Genomic DNA, 15,334 nt, shown 5'->3' on the forward strand with positions numbered 1-15,334 from the left:
CCGGGGAGTGGCGCAGTGGGGGTGGGAGGGATGTCTGACGTGAGTGCAGTGAAGAGCAAACGGATGCCGCGCGCGGTGCGTGAGCAGCAGATGATGGACGCGGCCGTGCGGACGTTCGCGCAGCGGGGGTACCGGGCCGCCTCGATGGACGAGATCGCCGAACTGGCGGGTGTCTCCAAGCCCTTGGTCTACCTGTATCTGAACTCCAAGGAGGAGCTCTTCACCGCGTGCATCCGCCGGGAGTCGAAAGCCCTGGTGGAAGCGGTGCGGGCGGGGGTGGAGCCGGGGATTCCGGCCGACCGGCAACTGTGGTCCGGGCTGCACGCGTTCTTCACGCACACGGCGCGGAACCCGGACGGCTGGGCGGTGCTGCACCAGCAGGCGAGCTCGCACGGGGAGCCGTTCGTCGGCGAGGTGGGGGCGCTGCGCAAGGAGATCGTTGCGTTCGTGACGGGTCTGATCGGTGCCGCGGCGCGTGAGGCGCACCGCGATCCGGCGCTGCCCGACCGGGACGTGGCCGGGCTCGCGCAGGCGCTGGTGGGGGCGGCGGAGGCGCTCGCCGGATGGGCGAACGTCACTCCCGGAGTCTCGGCCAGGGAGGCCGCCACCACCTTGATGAACTTCTCGTGGGCGGGGCTGGAGAACCTCATGAACGGACGCGGCTGGCAGTCCCGGGAGGAATGAGCGCTCACCCCTCCCGGGTCAGGGTGCCGGTGAGGTGGACGCGGCCGCCGCTCCGCACCTGGAAGGCGGTGCCCCCGGCGGCGTAGGTGAGGGTGGAGGGCAGCGGGACGGGTGCCTTGAAGTCGGCCCGTACGGAGCGGATCCGGCCGGGCGCGCCCGCTCCGGTGCCGCTGCCTGACTGCTCGGCCAGGCAGCGGGCGACGGTCCACATGCCGTGCGCGATGGGCCGGGGGAACCCGAACAGCCGTGCCGTCAGGGGGTGCAGGTGGATGGGGTTCCGGTCGCCCGACGCCGCGCCGTAGCGCCGGCCCAGGTCCGCGGGGAGCCGCCACTCGGCCACCGCGGGAGGTTCCGGGGGCGCGGCCCGAGGCGTCGGCGGGGCGGCCGCCGGTTCCGGTCCGGTCGCGTGCCGGGAGAGGTAGCCGCTGCGGGACTCCCAGACGAGTTCGCCGCTGAGCCGGGCCTCGGTCACCATCGTGACCTCGGTGCCGCGCCGGTGGGGGGCCAGCCCGTCGGCGTACACGGTGAGTCCGAGCTCGTCCGTGGGGTGCAGGGCTCGGTGCCCGGTGATCTCGATCCAGGTGTGGACCAGCCCCAGCACCGGCAGCGGGAAGGCGCGGGCGGTCATCAGCCGCATGGCGGCCGGGAAGCCCAGCACGTGCGGGTAGGTGAGGGGCAGCGGGCCCGATTCGGCGAAGCCGCAGACCCTGCTGTACGCGGCGAGGGGGCCGGGGGCGACGCGTCCCGGCGGGAGCGTCCCGCGGCCGGCGGGCAGGGTGGCGCCGGGGCGCCCGGCCCGCTTGAACGGTGAGGTGACGGCTCCGCGGACGAGGGTCAGGCCCAGACCGGTCATGGGTCAGGCCCCCAGCAGGCTCTGGCCGCAGACCCGCACGACCTGGCCGTTGACGGCGCCGGACGAGGGCTGGGCGAACCAGGCGGTGGTCTCGGCGACGTCGACCGGGAGCCCGCCCTGGGACAGGGAGTTCATGCGGCGGCCGGCCTCCCGGATGAAGAGGGGCACGGCGGCCGTCATCTTCGTCTCGATGAAGCCGGGTGCGACGGCGTTGACGGTGACGCCGTGTTCCGCCGCGGCGCGCGGGGCCAGGGACCGCACCAGGCCGATGACGCCGGCCTTGCTCGCGGCGTAGTTGGTCTGGCCGTCGTTGCCGGCGATGCCGGCGATGGAGGCGGTGGCGACGATCCGGCCGCCGCGGTTGAGGGTGCCGGAGCCGAGCAGGGCGTCCGTCGTGCGCAGCACGCTGTCGAGGTTGACCTCGATGACCGGGGCCCAGCGGTCGGCCGGCATGTTGGCGAGGCGCCGGTCGCGGGTGATGCCGGCGTTGTGCACGAGGACGTCCAGGCCGTCCGGGACGGCCGCGGCGATCAGGCCGGCGGCGTCGGGCGCGGTGATGTCCAGCGGCAGGGCGGTGGCCCCCAGGCGGTCGGCGGTGCGGGTGAGTTCCTCCTGCGCCTGCGGGACGTCCAGGCAGATCACCCGGGCGCCGTCCCGGGCGAGGACGGCGGCGACGGAGGCTCCGATGCCGCGCGCCGCGCCGGTGACCAGCGCGGTGCGTCCGAACAGCGGTGCCGCCCAGTCGGCCGTCTCGCCGGGGGCGTCGGCGCTGAGCTGGACGACCTGGCCGCTGACGTACGCGGAGCGGGGGGAGAGCAGGAAGCGGAGCGTGGACTCGGCCGAGGCGGCGTCCGCCCCGGGGGCGAGCCGCACCAGCTGTGCGGTGGCTCCCCGGCCGATCTCCTTGCCGAGCGAGCGTACGAAGCCTTCGAGTGCCTGCTGGGCCGCCGCCTGGTGGTGGTCCTCGGAGGACGGCGTGGTGCCGAGGACGACGATCCGGCCGCCGCCGGCCAGCGAGCGTACGACGGGGTGCAGGGCGGCGTGCACGTCCGCGAGGCCGGCCGCCGTGCCGACACCGGTGGCGTCCAGCACGACGGCGGCGGGGTGCCGGGCCTCCGCGGTGACCGTGAGGCCGGTGGCCGCGAGCACCGGGCCGAGCGTGTCGGAGTGCGCGGACGCGCCCGCGGTGAGGTGCAGCAACGGCCCGTCCAGGGAGGGGGTCTCCAGGGTCCAGCGGCGGAGCGGCGCGGGCTGCGGCAGGCCGAGCCTGCGGGTCAGGAAGCGGCCGGGTGCGGTGCCGTTGAAGTGCAGATAGCGGTCGGCCATTGTCTGGACTCCTGCTCGGTCGTAGATTTACTCCAGAGTAAGGTTACTCAAGGGTCAGGAGTTGTCGAGATGAGTTGGTCGAGTTGATCCCCCTCGCACTTCCGCAGCCGCGCCGGGTCGCGGTCATCGGCGGCAGTCGCATCCCCTTCGCCCGGTCCGACGGCCCGTACGCGCGTGCGTCGAACCAGGACATGCTGACCGCCGCGCTGGACGGGCTCGTCGAGCGCTTCGGGCTGCACGGACAGCAGGTCGGCGAGTTCGTCGCCGGCGCGGTCCTCAAGCACAGCCGGGACTTCAACCTGGCCCGGGAGACCGTGCTGGGCTCCGCCCTGGACCCGCGCACCCCCGCCTACGACCTCCAGCAGGCGTGCGGCACCGGCCTCCAGGCCGTCATCGCCGCAGCCAACAAGATCGCCCTCGGCGCGGTCGACTCGGCGATCGCGGGCGGCGCGGACACCACGAGCGACGCGCCCCTCGGCGTCAACGACACGCTCCGCAGGATCCTGCTGGAGGCCCGCCGCGCCCGGTCGGCCGGCGCCCGGATCAAGGCGCTGGCCGCCGTCCGCCCGAGCCACCTCGTCCCGGACGTGCCGCGCAACGCCGAGCCCCGCACCGGCCTCTCGATGGGCGAGCACGCGGCGCTCACCGCACGGAAATGGGGGATCTCCCGCGCCGACCAGGACCTGCTGGCCGCCACCAGCCACCAGCGGCTCGCCGCGGCGTACGACCGCGGCCTGCTGGACGGCCTCGTCGTCCCGTACCTCGGTCTGGAACGCGACCAGAACCTGCGGCCCGGCTCCACGGCCGCGAAACTCGCCACGCTGAAACCGGTGTTCGGCGCCGACCACCCCGACGCGACGATGACCGCCGGCAACTCGACCCCGCTCACCGACGGCGCCGCCACCGTGCTGCTGGCGAGCGAGGAGTGGGCCGAGGCGCACGGCCTGGAACCGCTGGCCCTTCTGTCCCTGTACGAGACGGCCGCCGTGGACCATGTGCACGGCGAGGACGGGCTGTTGATGGCCCCCGCCCGCGCGGTGCCGCGCCTGCTGGAGCGGGCCGGGCTGACCCTCGCCGACTTCGACCTCGTCGAGATCCACGAGGCCTTCGCCTCCCAGGTCCTCGCGACCCTCGCGTCCTGGGAGGAGCAGGGCCTCGGCCCCGTCGACCGGGAGCGGCTGAACGTGGCCGGATCGTCCCTCGCCACCGGGCACCCCTTCGCCGCGACGGGGGCCCGGATCGTGGCGACCCTGGCCACGCTGCTCGCGGAGCGGGACGCGCCCGGCCGGGGCCTGATCTCGATCTGCGCCGCCGGCGGCCAGGGGGTCACCGCCGTCCTGGAACGCCCCTGACACCTGCCGGCCCCGGCCGGATCCGCACGTGAACGAACCAGCGCACCCCACAGCCGCCCCGGCGCCGGGCCCAGGGACGGGCCCGGTGCCGGACCCCATGTCGAGGAGCCGCTCGTGTCCACGCCCGCCCCCGCCGCATCCGCCACGCCCGCCCGCCCCGTCCTGGTCGAACCGACCAGGGTCAGGGACGCCGACGGGACCGTACGCGAGGTGTCCGTGCCGCCGCTCGCGCCCGTCGTGCGCCGCGGTTCGCTCGCCGAGATCCCCTTCGACAACGCCCGGGAGGCCCCGTCCGAGGCGGTCCTCAGCCTCAAGCAGGCCGACGGCACCTGGCAGGACGTGACCGCCGCCGAGTTCGCCGCGGAGGTGCTCGCCGTCGCCAAGGGCCTGATCGCGGAAGGGCTCCGGGCCGGCGATCGGCTCGCCATCATGGCCCGGACCACCTACGAGTGGACGCTGCTCGACTTCGCGTCCTGGGCGGCCGGGCTGGTCACCGTGCCCGTCTACCCCACCTCGTCGGCGTTCCAGACGCGCTGGATCCTCCAGGACTCCGGAGCCGTCGCCTGCGCCGTGGAGACGACGGAGCAGGGCCGCCTGGTCAGCCAGGAGCGGCAGCAGCTCGGGGACCTGGTCCACCTCTGGCAGTTCGACACCGGAGCTGTCGGGCGGCTGAAGGCGCTCGGCACGGACGTGCCGGACGCGGTCGTCGCCGCCCGCCGCGCCGCCCTGGAACCGGACAGCCCCGCCACCCTGATCTACACCTCGGGCACCACGGGCCGGCCGAAGGGCTGCGCCCTGACCCACCGGAACTTCTTCGCCGAGGTCGACAACGCGATCGAGCTGCTGCACCCCGTCTTCACGTCGGTCTCCACGTACCCGGCGTCCACCCTGCTGTTCCTCCCGCTCTCCCACGTCTTCGGCCGGATGGTGGCGATCGGCTGCCTGCGCGCCCGGGTGCGGCTCGGGCACGCGCCGTCGATCCGGACCGAGGACCTGCTCGCGGACCTGGCCGGCTTCCGGCCGTCGTTCCTGCTGGCCATCCCGTACGTGCTGGAGAAGGTCTACAACACCGGCCGGGCCACCGCCGAGAAGATGGGCCGCGCCTCGTCCTTCGACCGCGCGGCCCGTATCGCGCGGCGCCACGGCGAGGCCGTCGAGGCCGCCCAACACGGTACGGGCCCCGGTCCCGGCCTCGGGCTGCGTGCCGCCCGCGCCCTCTACGACCCGCTGGTCTACCGGCGCATCCGCGCCGCGCTCGGCGGCCACGTCCGGTACGTGATCTGCGGCGGCTCCCCGCTGGGGCGGCGGCTCGCCGCGTTCTACGCGGGCGCCGGCATCCAGATCTTCGAGGGCTACGGCCTGACCGAGACCACCGCCGCCGCCACGGTCACCCCACCGCTCAAACCCCGGCTGGGCACGGTGGGCTGGCCCCTGCCGGGCACCGCCGTACGGATCGCGGACGACGGGGAGGTCCTGCTCCGCGGCGGTCAGATCTTCCGGGGCTACTGGGACACCGCGCGCGCGGAGGCCGCACCCGGCCCCGCGGACGGCTGGTTCCCGACGGGCGACCTGGGCGCCCTGGACGAGGACGGCTACCTGACGATCACCGGCCGCAAGAAGGACATCATCATCACCTCCGGCGGCAAGAACGTCACGCCCGCCCCGCTGGAGGACTGGCTGCGCGCACACCCGCTGGTCAGCCAGTGCATGGTGGTCGGGGACGACCGGCCGTGCGTCGGCGCCCTCATCACCCTGGAACCCGACGGCCTCGCCCACTGGCGCCGGATGCGGAAGAAGGACGACGTGCCCCTGCGGGAACTCGTCCACGACGAGGAGCTGCGCGACACCCTGCAGCGCGCGGTCGACGAGGCCAACCGGCTGGTCTCGCGCGCCGAGTCCATCCGCACCTTCACGGTCCTGGAGCACGACTTCACCGAGGAGAGCGGGCACCTCACCCCGTCGCTGAAGCTCAAACGGGACGTGATCACCCGGGACTTCCACGCGGAGATCGAGTCCCTGTACCGCAGGTAGCGCGCCGGGCCGCGCGCGGGGCCGCTTCCCGGTCGCCCCCGGCGCGCGCGTGCCCCGATCGAACGGCCCCGGCCCCGGCGCCGTGCCGTCCCGTCGCCCGCCGCCCCCGGCGACGGGACGGCAGCCCACCGCACCACCCCGCACCGGCAGGGGAGTTGCCCGGCACGCCGCACCGCGTCCCGTCCCACCGCATACCGTGGACCCGTCACGGACGACGACCGAGGAGCCCCGCATGCGGATCGCCACAACGATCTTCCTCACCGACGAGACGATCACCCCGGTCCGGGTCGCGCGCGAGCTGGAGCAGCGCGGATTCGCCGGCCTGTACCTGCCCGAGCACACCCACATCCCCGTCAGCCGGGACACGCCGTATCCGGCGGGAGGTGATCTTCCGGCCGAATACGGACGCACCCTCGACCCGTTCGTCGCCCTCGCGCAGGCCGCCGCCGTCACCGAGCGGCTGGCCCTCGGTACCGGGATCACGCTGATCGCCCAGCACGACCCCATCGACCTGGCGAAGCAGGCCGCCACCCTCGACCACCTCTCCGGTGGCCGGTTCACGCTGGGCATCGGCTACGGCTGGAACGTGGAGGAGGCCGCCGACCACGGTGTCCACTGGCCGACCCGCCGCGCGCTCGGCAGCGACCGGCTGGCCCTGATGCGCGCCCTCTGGGCCGACGAACCGACCGCCTACGAAGGTGAGTTCGGCTCGGTCCGGGCGAGCCACGCCCATCCGAAGCCGGTCCAGCAGCCGCGCGGCCCGGTCACCGGGCCGCGCACCCTGATCGGCGGTGCGGCCGGCCCGAAGCTGTTCGAGCGGATCGCCCGGGAGGCGGACGGCTGGCTGCCGATCGGCGGGCGCGGCCTGTCGGAGTCCGTACCGAAGCTGCGGGCGGCCTGGGAGGAGGCCGGCCGCGACCCGGCGCACCTCCAGGTGGTGCCGTACGCCGTCCGGCCCGAGCCGGGGAAGCTGGCGCACTACGCGGACCTGGGCGTCGAGGAGGTCGTCCTGCAGCTTCCGCCCGCCGAGGAGGCCGTGGTGCTGCGCGCGCTGGACGCGTACGCGGCCTATCTGTGAGCCTCCGGTGGCCGATAACCGGCGGCCGTGATCCGTCGGTGCAACCGACGACGCTAAAATCGCATCTATCACCTCCGGACATCGATGGTGCGGCCCGTGTGCGTGTGTGCTCGGCTGCCTGGGAGCGGGAGCACGATGAACAGGCCCTTGCGGCACATAGCCATCTTCTGTGGGCTCTTGATGCTGGCCCTGCTGGTCCGGACGAACTGGCTCCAGTACGCCAAGAGCGAGGAGCTGGCCACCCACGAGAACAACCGGCGCGTCAAGATCAACCAGTTCGCCACCCCGCGCGGTGACATCATCGTGGGCGGCAAGGCGGTCACCGGGTCGAAGCTGGTCGAGGGGACCGACTTCAAGTACCAGCGGACCTTCAAGCAGGGCCCGATGTACGCGCCGGTCACCGGCTACGCCTCGCAGGCCCAGGGCATGTCGCTCCTGGAGAAGACGTACGACAGCATCCTCAGCGGCCAGGACGAGCGCTTCGCGTTCCGGCACGCGAAGGACATCCTGACCGGTGAGGAGCGGCGCGGCGGCGATGTGGTCACCACGATCGACCCGAAGGCGCAGGAGGCGGCCTACAAGGGCCTGTCCGACCTCGACGCGCGGGGTGCGGTCGTCGCCCTCGAACCGTCGACCGGCAAGGTCCTCGCCATGGTCTCGACGCCCTCGTACGACCCCTCGGTCTTCGCGGGCAACTCCTTCAAGGAGGGCGACAAGTTCCAGGCCCTGATCGACGACAAGGGCAAGCCGCTGGCCAACCGCCCGCTGCGTGAGACCTTCCCGCCCGGCTCCACCTTCAAGATCCTGACGGCGGCCGCCGCCCTGGAGCACGGGGTCGTCGACGACGTCGACGCGCGGACCGACGCGGTCTCCCCGTACCAGCTGCCGCTGTCGACGAACAAGATCAGCAGTGAGGCCGGGGACGCGGCGTGCAACAAGGCGTCGCTGAAGGTGGCCATGCAGTTCTCCTGCAACAACGTCTTCCTGGACGCCGCCCTGAAGGTGGGCGACCAGGGGATGCGGGAGACGGCCGAGAAGTTCGGCTTCAACGAGGACGTCTACTCGGACGCCTTCGGTGACATGCTCGCCACCAAGAGTCTGTATCCGGACAAGCTCGACAAGCCCGGCACCGCCCTCACCGGCATGGGCCAGGGCAGCCTCACGAGCACCCCGATGCAGATGGCGATGGTCACCGCGGCCCTCGCCAACAACGGCAAGCTGATGCAGCCCTACATCGTCGACAAGCTGCTCGGGCCGGACCTCTCCACCCTGGAGGAGCACGAGCCGAAGCTCATGAGCCAGGCGGTGTCCGAGGAGACCGCCGCCAAGATCCAGGAGATGATGGAGTTCACCGCCAAGGAGGGCAGCGCGCAGCGCGCCCTGATCGACGGCGTGACGGTGGGCGGCAAGACGGGTACGGCGCAGCGCGGTGACGACGTCACCAAGGAGGTCCCGTACGGCTGGTTCGTCTCGTACGGCAAGAAGCCCGACGGCCAGTCGGTGGCGGTCGCGGTGTTCATCGACCCGACCGCGATGGACATCTCCCGCTCGGACATCTCGGGCGGTGGCCTGGGTGGTCCGATCGCCAGGAACGTGATGAAGGCGGTGCTCGGGAAGTAGCGGGCCGCACCCCCTGCGACGTCGAAAGGCCGGGCTCTCCACCCCTGATGGAGAGCCCGGCCCGTTTCGTGGGAGGTCCGAGCGGCGGACCCGGCGGTCAGGACCGGGTCAGCGCTTGATCTCCTTGATCTTGAGCATCCGGGTGATGACCTTGTCGAGCTCCTCGTCCTGGAAGACGTTCTTCCAGTCGTCGCGGACGATCGACTCGCGGCCGTAGTCCATCGCGATCAGGCACGCGTCGGAGAACGGGTTCGAGCCCTTGAGGGTGTTGGCGAGCGCGACCTGGGTGTGGCCGAGCAGCATGGCGCGGGCCGCCTTCTCCGGGACGCCCACGGTGTGGACGGTCTCGTGGAGCGCCTCGGTCAGCAGGGCGCCGACCATGCAGGCGATCGTCTCGACGAGGGTCGGCTCCAGCACGGCGAGCTGCTTGACGGTCACCCAGTGCACCTCGACGACCGGGGCGTACATGGTGGAGATGACGGCCTCGGCGAGCTCCTGGGCGGCCGGGTCGGCGGTCCCGTCGGCCGGCTCGAAGGCGGCGACGACCTCCTGCGGGGCGGCGATCCCGCCGAAGGTGTCCGCCCACTCCTCCTTCGTGGTGCGCTCCAGGAACACCGACGGGTGGCAGGGGTGCGCCACCGCGTTGTGCACGTCCGCGCGCCGGGTCAGCAGGCCCGCGTAGGCGGCGGCCGGGTCCAGGGTCAGCAGGATCGCGCCGGGCTTCATCAGCGGGACGAGCTGCTCGGAGACCGTGCCGAGGACGACGTCGGGGACGGCGAGGATCACCACGTCGGCCCGTGCGGCGGCGTCGGCGCTGTCCGTCAGCTCGCGGCCGAGCCCGCGGACCAGTTCCTGGCCCTGGGGGGAGTTCTCGGAGAAGAGGGTGGTGAAGTCGCTCTCGACCAGGTTGTTGGAGACGCGCTGGCCCATCTTGCCTGCGGCCCCGATGACGGCGACGGTCCTGGATCCGGTGGCCATTACTTGCTCCTCATGAGGGTGTTGATGCTGTGCCGGGTCCACTGGTCCTCCAGGCGGGCGGTTTCCTCGAAATCGCCCTGCCAGGGGAGCCAGTGCTCCACGATCTGGTTGATGCCCCGCTCGTCAGGACCGACCTTCTGGATCATGTGGTCGTAGTCGAGGAGGCCCTCGCCGAGCGGGCAGCCGGCATAGGTGAAGCCGACCCAGCCGTCACGGCGGGAGAACGAGAAGTCCTTGACGTGGATGTTCACCACGTGGGGCGCGGTGGCCTCGACGACGTCCACCGGGCGCTCCAGCCGGGCGACGCTGTTGCCCGGGTCGAGGACGACACCGAGGTACGGGCTGTCCACGCCGCGCACGACGGCCAGCAGGTCGTCGGTGGAGACCTGTTCGTAGGTCTCCAGGCCGAGGGTGACACCGGCCGCCGCGTAGGCGGGGACCGTCTCGCGCAGCAGGGCGGTGGCCTCCGCGACGGTCGGCCGGTGGTCCGCGGTGTTCAGCATGGAGCGGACCAGGGTGATCCCCAGCCGGCGCGCGATGCGGAGGTGGGCGGCCAGGTGCTCGGTGCCCACGCCCCTGGTGCCCAGCTCCAGCGTGATGCCGTGCCCGGCGGCCGTGGCGCGCAGGGCGTCGAGCTGCTCGTCGTCGTAGGTCTCGATCGGCGGGTAGTCGCAGATCTGGAAGACCTCGGCGCCCGTCTCCCGGGTCTGCGCGAGCATCTCGTCGAGGGTGAGCGGGCGGGGGGCCCGCTCGGAGATGCGCCAGAAGAAGGCGTAGGTGCTCAGGCCGTAGGACACGGGAGGGCTCCTTCCAGCGTCTCGTCGAGGATGCGTCCCACCGCTGCCGGGTCGTGGGCGAAGCGGCCGAGGAACAGCCCGTCGACGCCGGTGCCCAGCTCGGTGAGCAGGCCGGGGCCCGCGCTGCCGCCGTAGATCACGCGGCTGCCGGCCAGGGCCGGCTGGGTGGCGAGCCAGGCGGTGAGGGCCTCGCAGACCGTGCGGATGTGGCCGGGGGAGGCGGGCCGGGGGGCGCCGATGGCCCACTGCGGTTCGTACGCGAGGACGACCGGGGCGAGGGGACCCTCGTGGGCGGCCGTGGCCAGGATGCGCTCGGCCTCGGCGACCGTGCGGGCGGCCGCCTCGGCGGGGGCGACCTGGTCGAGTTCGCCGACGCAGAGCACCGGGGCCAGCCCGTTGCGCAGGGCGGCGGCCGTCTTCGCCGCGACGACCGTGTCGCCCTCGCCGAAGAGCCGGCGGCGCTCGGCGTGGCCGACCTCGGCGTAGCGGGCGCCGATCTCGCGCAGATGGGCGCCGCTGACCTCGCCGGTGTACGGGCCGGAGTCGTCGGTGGCCAGGTCCTGGGCCCCGGTGCGGACCTCGGTGCCTGCCAGGATGCCGGTGACCGGGACGAGCGCGGGGAAGGCGGGCAGCACGAAGAGCTCGGCGGTGCCGCCGGTGACGGCGGGGTGCCGGGCGGCCAGCGAGGCGATGCTGCGGGCCCAGTTCAGGGTCTCGTGGTGGCCGAAGTACATCTTGAGGCTCACCCCGATCGTGACCCGGGGGCCCGGCGCGGGCGCCGGGACGGCGTACAGGGCGGGCGCCGTCCCGGTGGCCCCGGCCGGTTCCGGCGCCGGGTTCTGCGGAGCGTTCTGCGCGGCGGGCATCAGGCTGCGGCTTCCTGCTCGTCCGGGTTGCCGTTCCGGCTCTCGTAGTCGTCCATCAGCGCGACCTTGGCGGCGGACGCCGAGGCCTCGTCGAAGCGGTAGGTCAGCCACTCGGAGGCCAGCCGGCGGGCCAGCTCCAGACCGACGACGCGCTGGCCGAAGGTGAGGACCTGCGCGTTGTTGGAGAGGACCGCGCGCTCGACGGAGAAGGAGTCGTGGGCGGTGACGGCCCGGACGCCCCTGACCTTGTTCGCGGCGATGGCCACACCGAGGCCCGTGCCGCAGACCAGCAGGGCGCGGTCGGCCTCGCCGCGGGCGATCATCTCGGCGGCGGCGATGGCGACCTTCGGGTAGGCGGTGTGCCCGTCCGCGTCGACGCCCACGTCGGTGACGGCGGCGACGAGGCCGCTGGCCTCCAGGTCCTTCCTGAGGGCTTCCTTGTAGGCGTAGCCGGCGTCGTCGGAGCCGACGACGATGCGGAGCTTCTCGGACATCAGTGCTTCTCCAGGGTGGGTGCGAACACGCCGTGCACGGCACGGACGATCAGGGCGAGCGAGTGGGCTCCGGCGTCCGGAGTGCCGAGGCTCTTCTCGGCGTGCGGGCGGGCGCGGCCCATCCGGGGGAGCAGGTCGGCCGTGGCCTCGGCGGCCGCGGACGCGGAGTGCGCGGCGGTGTCCCAGGCGGTGGCCAGGGGCTGTCCCGCGTGGGCGGCGGCGGTGAGCGCGTAGGAGAAGGGGACGAGGACGTCGACCATCGTCTTGTCGCCGACCTCCGCCTTGCCCAGCTCCCGTACTCCCGCCGAGGCCTGCGCGACTCCGGAGGCGACCGCCGCGGCCGTGGGCCGGGCGGTGTCGCCGAGCGCGCTGCCGACCGCCCGGAGGATGACGCCCCACAGGGCGCCGGAGGTGCCGCCGGCCCGGTCGGCCCAGGCGTCGGCGGCCCGGTGCAGAAGCGTTTCTGCGCCGGCGCCGAGCGCCTCGGCGCGGACCGCCGCCTCGTACGCCCCGGTGGAGCCGCGCTGCATGCCGATGCCGTGGTCGCCGTCGCCGGCGACCGCGTCGATGCGGCCGAGCTCGTCGGCGTGGACGTCGACGGTGTCCTTGAGGACGCGCAGTGCGGCGAGGGCGGTGCGGGCCGCCGCGCGGGAGTCGTCGGTGGCGGGCGGGACGGTGTCCTCGGCGGTCTCCGCGGACGGGCCGGGCACGAACAGGTCCGCCGCCTCGACCGTTCCCTTGCGGTAGGCGGGAGCGTCGGCCGGGGCCGTCCACAGCGGTTCCAGCTCGTCGGTGAGCCAGCACAGGGTGAGCGAGACACCGGCCATGTCGAAGCTGGTGACCAGCTCGCCGACCTCCGGGTCCACGGCCTCGACGCCGGCCTCCGCGAGGAGCTGGGCGACCCGGCGGTAGACGACGAACAGCTCCTCGTACTTCACCGAGCCGAGGCCGTTGAGGATCACCGCGACCCGCTGTCCGCGGGGCGACGCGACCCCGTCGGGGAGTTCGCCGAGGACGGTGGAGACCAGGAGCTCGGCGGCCTCGTCGGCGGTCGGCACGGGCCGCTCACCCATGCCGGGCTCGCCGTGGATGCCGAGGCCGACGGCCATCCGGCCCTCGGGCACGGTGAACAGCGGGTGGTCGGCGCCCGGCAGGGTGCAGCCGGAGAACGCGACGCCGAAGGAACGGGTGCGGGCGTTGGCCAGCTCCGCGATCCGGGTCACCTCGTCCAGCGGCTGTCCGGCCTCGGCCGCCGCCGCGGCCGTCTTGAAGACGACCAGGTCCCCGGCGACCCCGCGGCGCTTGTGCGCCTCCTCGGACGAGGCGCTGGACATGTCGTCCGTGACACCGAGCGTGCGGGTGGGCACGCCCTCCTCGGTCAGCCGCGCCGCGGCCTGGCCGAAGTGCAGGACGTCGCCCGCGTAGTTGCCGTAGGCGAGGAGCACGCCGCCGCCGGTCTCGGCGGCCCGGGCGACCTGGCGCACCTGGTGCGCGGAGGGCGAGGCGAAGACGTTGCCGACCGCCGCGCCGTGGGCGAGGCCCTGGCCGACCAGTCCGGAGAAGGCCGGGTAGTGCCCGGAGCCGCCGCCGACCACCACGGCGACCTGCCCGGGGGCGGTGCGGGTGGCCCGGACCACCCCGCCGGGTACCTGGCGGACCCGGCGGGGGTGGGCGGCGGCGAAGCCTTCGAGCGCCTCGTCGGCGAAGGCGGCGGGGTCGTTGGACAGGCGGGTCATCAGCGAACCTCTGCGAGAGGCCGGCCGTGGTGCGCGTCCCGGTCCTTGGACCGTTTGGCGAGCCACAGCATCAGCGCGGCGGACATGAGCATGAAGGCCCCGACGAGGAACAGCGGCAGGTAGTAGGCACCGCTGAAGTCCTTCAGCCAGCCGGTCACATAGCCTGCGGCGAAGCCGGCCACGTTGCCCGCGGTGTTGATCAGGGCGATACCGGCCGCGGCTGCCGCGCCGGTCAGGAACTGCGAGGGGACGGACCAGAAGACCGGCAGCGCGGCGAAGATCGCACAGGCGGTGACGGTGATGACGGCGACCGTGGCGGCGGGCGAGCCCATGTACAGGGCGAGCGGGATGGAGAGCCCGCCGACGACGGCCGGTCCCGCGATGTGCCAGGTGTGCACCCCGTGCCGGGTGGCGTGCCGCGACCAGAAGTAGAGGACGATCGCGGCCGGGAGGTACGGGATGGCCGTGATCAGCGCCTTGTCCATCACGGTGAACGTCGTGCCGAACTGGTCCTGGAAGCCGTTGATGATCGTCGGCAGGAAGAAGGCGAGGGCGTACAGGCCGTAGATGAAGCCGAAGTAGATGAGGGCGAGCGTCCAGACGCGGCCGTTGGTGAAGGCGGCCTTCAGGGCCTCCCTGCCGTGGCCGGTCTTCTCGTCCGCGCCCGTCTTGCCGGCGTTCTCGGCGGCGAGCTCCTCGGTCAGCCAGTCCCGCTCCTCGCGGGTCAGCCACTTCGCGTCGGCCGGCTTGTCGATCAGGTAGAACCAGGCGACGACGCCCAGCAGGATCGCCGGGACGGACACGCCGAGGAACATGACGCGCCAGCCTTCGAGGCCGAAGAGCCCGTGCTGGTTGATGAACCAGCCGGCCAGCGGGGCGCCGATGACGGTGGTCAGGGGCTGCGCCAGGTAGAAGAGGCCGAGCACCTTCGTACGGTGCCGGGAGGGCACCCACTGGCTCAGGAAGAGGATCGCGCCGGGGAAGAAGCCGGCCTCGGCGACACCGAGCAGGAAGCGGAGCGCGTAGAGCTGCTCGCTGTTCTGCACCCAGGTGAAGAGGAGGGCGACGATGCCCCAGGACACCATGATCCTGGCCAGCCAGCGCCGGGCGCCGAACTTGTGCAGTGCCATGTTGCTGGGCACTTCGAGAATGATGTAGCCGATGAAGAACACGCCGGAGGCGAAGCCGAACTGCGCCGCGGTGAGGGCGAGGTCCTGACCCATGCCGTTGGGCTCGGCGAAGGAGACGGCCGTCCGGTCCAGGTAGTTCACGAAGAACATCAGGGCCACGAAGGGGACGAGCCGGACCGAGACCTTCTTGATCGCTGATCTCTCGATCGCTGAATGCGCAGTGGCGCCCATGGAGACTCCTCGCTTGCGGACTGCTTTGTCCGGTTCCGTGTCCACTCCGGCAGGCGAAGACGAACCGTGGAAGGTTGTGTTTCCGGCCGGTGAACAACTCCAAGCTAGCCCTGGATCCTAAATTGGTCACCAATTTACCAAAGTGACGTAGGTCGCTC

General features: G+C 72.8%; 13 protein-coding genes. 5 read left to right on the forward strand and 8 right to left on the reverse strand.

Features of this window, described 5'->3' with window-relative positions; genetic code table 11:
* Positions 1-63: 63 nt before the first annotated feature.
* Positions 64-684, forward strand: a complete 621-nt coding sequence (locus ABZ172_RS16545; protein ID WP_356884472.1) for a TetR/AcrR family transcriptional regulator — start codon at positions 64-66, stop codon at positions 682-684.
* 4 nt (positions 685-688) lie between these two features.
* Here the strand turns inward: ABZ172_RS16545 and ABZ172_RS16550 are convergent, their stop codons facing one another.
* Both ABZ172_RS16550 and ABZ172_RS16555 read right to left on the reverse strand, forming a co-directional pair.
* Positions 689-1,537 carry a MaoC/PaaZ C-terminal domain-containing protein gene (locus ABZ172_RS16550; protein ID WP_356884427.1) on the reverse strand — a complete coding sequence of 283 codons (849 nt, stop codon included), beginning with the start codon at positions 1,535-1,537 and terminating at the stop codon, positions 689-691.
* Positions 1,538-1,540: 3 nt separating this feature from the next.
* The gene (locus ABZ172_RS16555; RefSeq protein WP_356884428.1) at positions 1,541-2,863 is read right to left on the reverse strand and encodes a 3-oxoacyl-ACP reductase; all 1,323 of its coding nucleotides are present in this window, start codon (positions 2,861-2,863) and stop codon (positions 1,541-1,543) included.
* Positions 2,864-2,937: 74 nt separating this feature from the next.
* Between ABZ172_RS16555 and ABZ172_RS16560 the strand changes: the two genes are divergently transcribed.
* The 4 genes from ABZ172_RS16560 (at position 2,938) to ABZ172_RS16575 (ending at position 8,944) form a co-directional block, all read left to right on the forward strand.
* Positions 2,938-4,215 carry an acetyl-CoA C-acetyltransferase gene (locus ABZ172_RS16560; RefSeq protein WP_356884429.1) on the forward strand — a complete coding sequence of 426 codons (1,278 nt, stop codon included), beginning with the start codon at positions 2,938-2,940 and terminating at the stop codon, positions 4,213-4,215.
* 114 nt (positions 4,216-4,329) lie between these two features.
* A complete protein-coding gene (locus ABZ172_RS16565) occupies positions 4,330-6,246 on the forward strand; it encodes an AMP-binding protein (protein ID WP_356884430.1) in 1,917 nt (638 codons plus the stop codon).
* Positions 6,247-6,478: 232 nt separating this feature from the next.
* Positions 6,479-7,324: an LLM class F420-dependent oxidoreductase gene (locus tag ABZ172_RS16570; protein WP_356884431.1), complete on the forward strand. Its 846-nt coding sequence runs from the start codon at positions 6,479-6,481 to the stop codon at positions 7,322-7,324.
* A gap of 135 nt (positions 7,325-7,459) precedes the next feature.
* Positions 7,460-8,944 (forward strand): penicillin-binding protein 2, encoded by a 1,485-nt coding sequence (locus ABZ172_RS16575; RefSeq protein ID WP_356884432.1) that lies wholly within the window; start codon positions 7,460-7,462, stop codon positions 8,942-8,944.
* A 108-nt stretch (positions 8,945-9,052) separates the two neighbouring features.
* On the opposite strand, the gene ABZ172_RS16580 is transcribed toward ABZ172_RS16575, so the two are convergent.
* From ABZ172_RS16580 to ABZ172_RS16605, 6 genes are read right to left on the reverse strand one after another with little or no spacing between them, the layout of a single operon-like run.
* The gene (locus ABZ172_RS16580) at positions 9,053-9,922 is read right to left on the reverse strand and encodes a phosphogluconate dehydrogenase C-terminal domain-containing protein (protein WP_356884433.1); all 870 of its coding nucleotides are present in this window, start codon (positions 9,920-9,922) and stop codon (positions 9,053-9,055) included.
* Entirely contained in the window at positions 9,922-10,719 is a 798-nt protein-coding gene (locus ABZ172_RS16585) for a sugar phosphate isomerase/epimerase family protein (RefSeq protein ID WP_356884434.1), read from the reverse strand. The genes ABZ172_RS16580 and ABZ172_RS16585 overlap by 1 nt, the downstream gene beginning before the upstream one ends.
* A complete protein-coding gene (locus ABZ172_RS16590; protein WP_356884435.1) occupies positions 10,704-11,585 on the reverse strand; it encodes a triose-phosphate isomerase family protein in 882 nt (293 codons plus the stop codon). The genes ABZ172_RS16585 and ABZ172_RS16590 overlap by 16 nt, the downstream gene beginning before the upstream one ends.
* Positions 11,585-12,079: a ribose-5-phosphate isomerase gene (locus tag ABZ172_RS16595; protein WP_356884436.1), complete on the reverse strand. Its 495-nt coding sequence runs from the start codon at positions 12,077-12,079 to the stop codon at positions 11,585-11,587. Before ABZ172_RS16595 ends, ABZ172_RS16590 begins: the two co-directional genes overlap by 1 nt.
* Positions 12,079-13,815, reverse strand: coding sequence for a dihydroxyacetone kinase family protein (locus ABZ172_RS16600; RefSeq protein WP_356884437.1), 1,737 nt, complete (start codon positions 13,813-13,815; stop codon positions 12,079-12,081). The genes ABZ172_RS16595 and ABZ172_RS16600 overlap by 1 nt, the downstream gene beginning before the upstream one ends.
* Entirely contained in the window at positions 13,815-15,176 is a 1,362-nt protein-coding gene (locus ABZ172_RS16605) for an MFS transporter (RefSeq protein ID WP_356884438.1), read from the reverse strand. The genes ABZ172_RS16600 and ABZ172_RS16605 overlap by 1 nt, the downstream gene beginning before the upstream one ends.
* Positions 15,177-15,334: the final 158 nt, after the last annotated feature.

The sequence above is a fragment of the Streptomyces sp. NPDC006296 genome (assembly GCF_040613235.1).
Lineage (GTDB): Bacteria > Actinomycetota > Actinomycetes > Streptomycetales > Streptomycetaceae > Streptomyces.

What these genes read in the sequence shown, in the direction of transcription:
- ABZ172_RS16600 (WP_356884437.1), bottom strand. Translation starts at nt 13,815, where the DNA reads ATGACCCGCCTGTCCAACGACCCCGCCGCCTTCGCCGACGAGGCGCTC.
- ABZ172_RS16590 (WP_356884435.1), bottom strand. Translation starts at nt 11,585, where the DNA reads ATGCCCGCCGCGCAGAACGCTCCGCAGAACCCGGCGCCGGAACCGGCC.
- ABZ172_RS16575 (WP_356884432.1), top strand. Translation starts at nt 7,460, where the DNA reads ATGAACAGGCCCTTGCGGCACATAGCCATCTTCTGTGGGCTCTTGATG.
- ABZ172_RS16580 (WP_356884433.1), bottom strand. Translation starts at nt 9,922, where the DNA reads ATGGCCACCGGATCCAGGACCGTCGCCGTCATCGGGGCCGCAGGCAAG.
- ABZ172_RS16545 (WP_356884472.1), top strand. Translation starts at nt 64, where the DNA reads ATGCCGCGCGCGGTGCGTGAGCAGCAGATGATGGACGCGGCCGTGCGG.
- ABZ172_RS16605 (WP_356884438.1), bottom strand. Translation starts at nt 15,176, where the DNA reads ATGGGCGCCACTGCGCATTCAGCGATCGAGAGATCAGCGATCAAGAAG.
- ABZ172_RS16550 (WP_356884427.1), bottom strand. Translation starts at nt 1,537, where the DNA reads ATGACCGGTCTGGGCCTGACCCTCGTCCGCGGAGCCGTCACCTCACCG.
- ABZ172_RS16595 (WP_356884436.1), bottom strand. Translation starts at nt 12,079, where the DNA reads ATGTCCGAGAAGCTCCGCATCGTCGTCGGCTCCGACGACGCCGGCTAC.
- ABZ172_RS16555 (WP_356884428.1), bottom strand. Translation starts at nt 2,863, where the DNA reads ATGGCCGACCGCTATCTGCACTTCAACGGCACCGCACCCGGCCGCTTC.
- ABZ172_RS16570 (WP_356884431.1), top strand. Translation starts at nt 6,479, where the DNA reads ATGCGGATCGCCACAACGATCTTCCTCACCGACGAGACGATCACCCCG.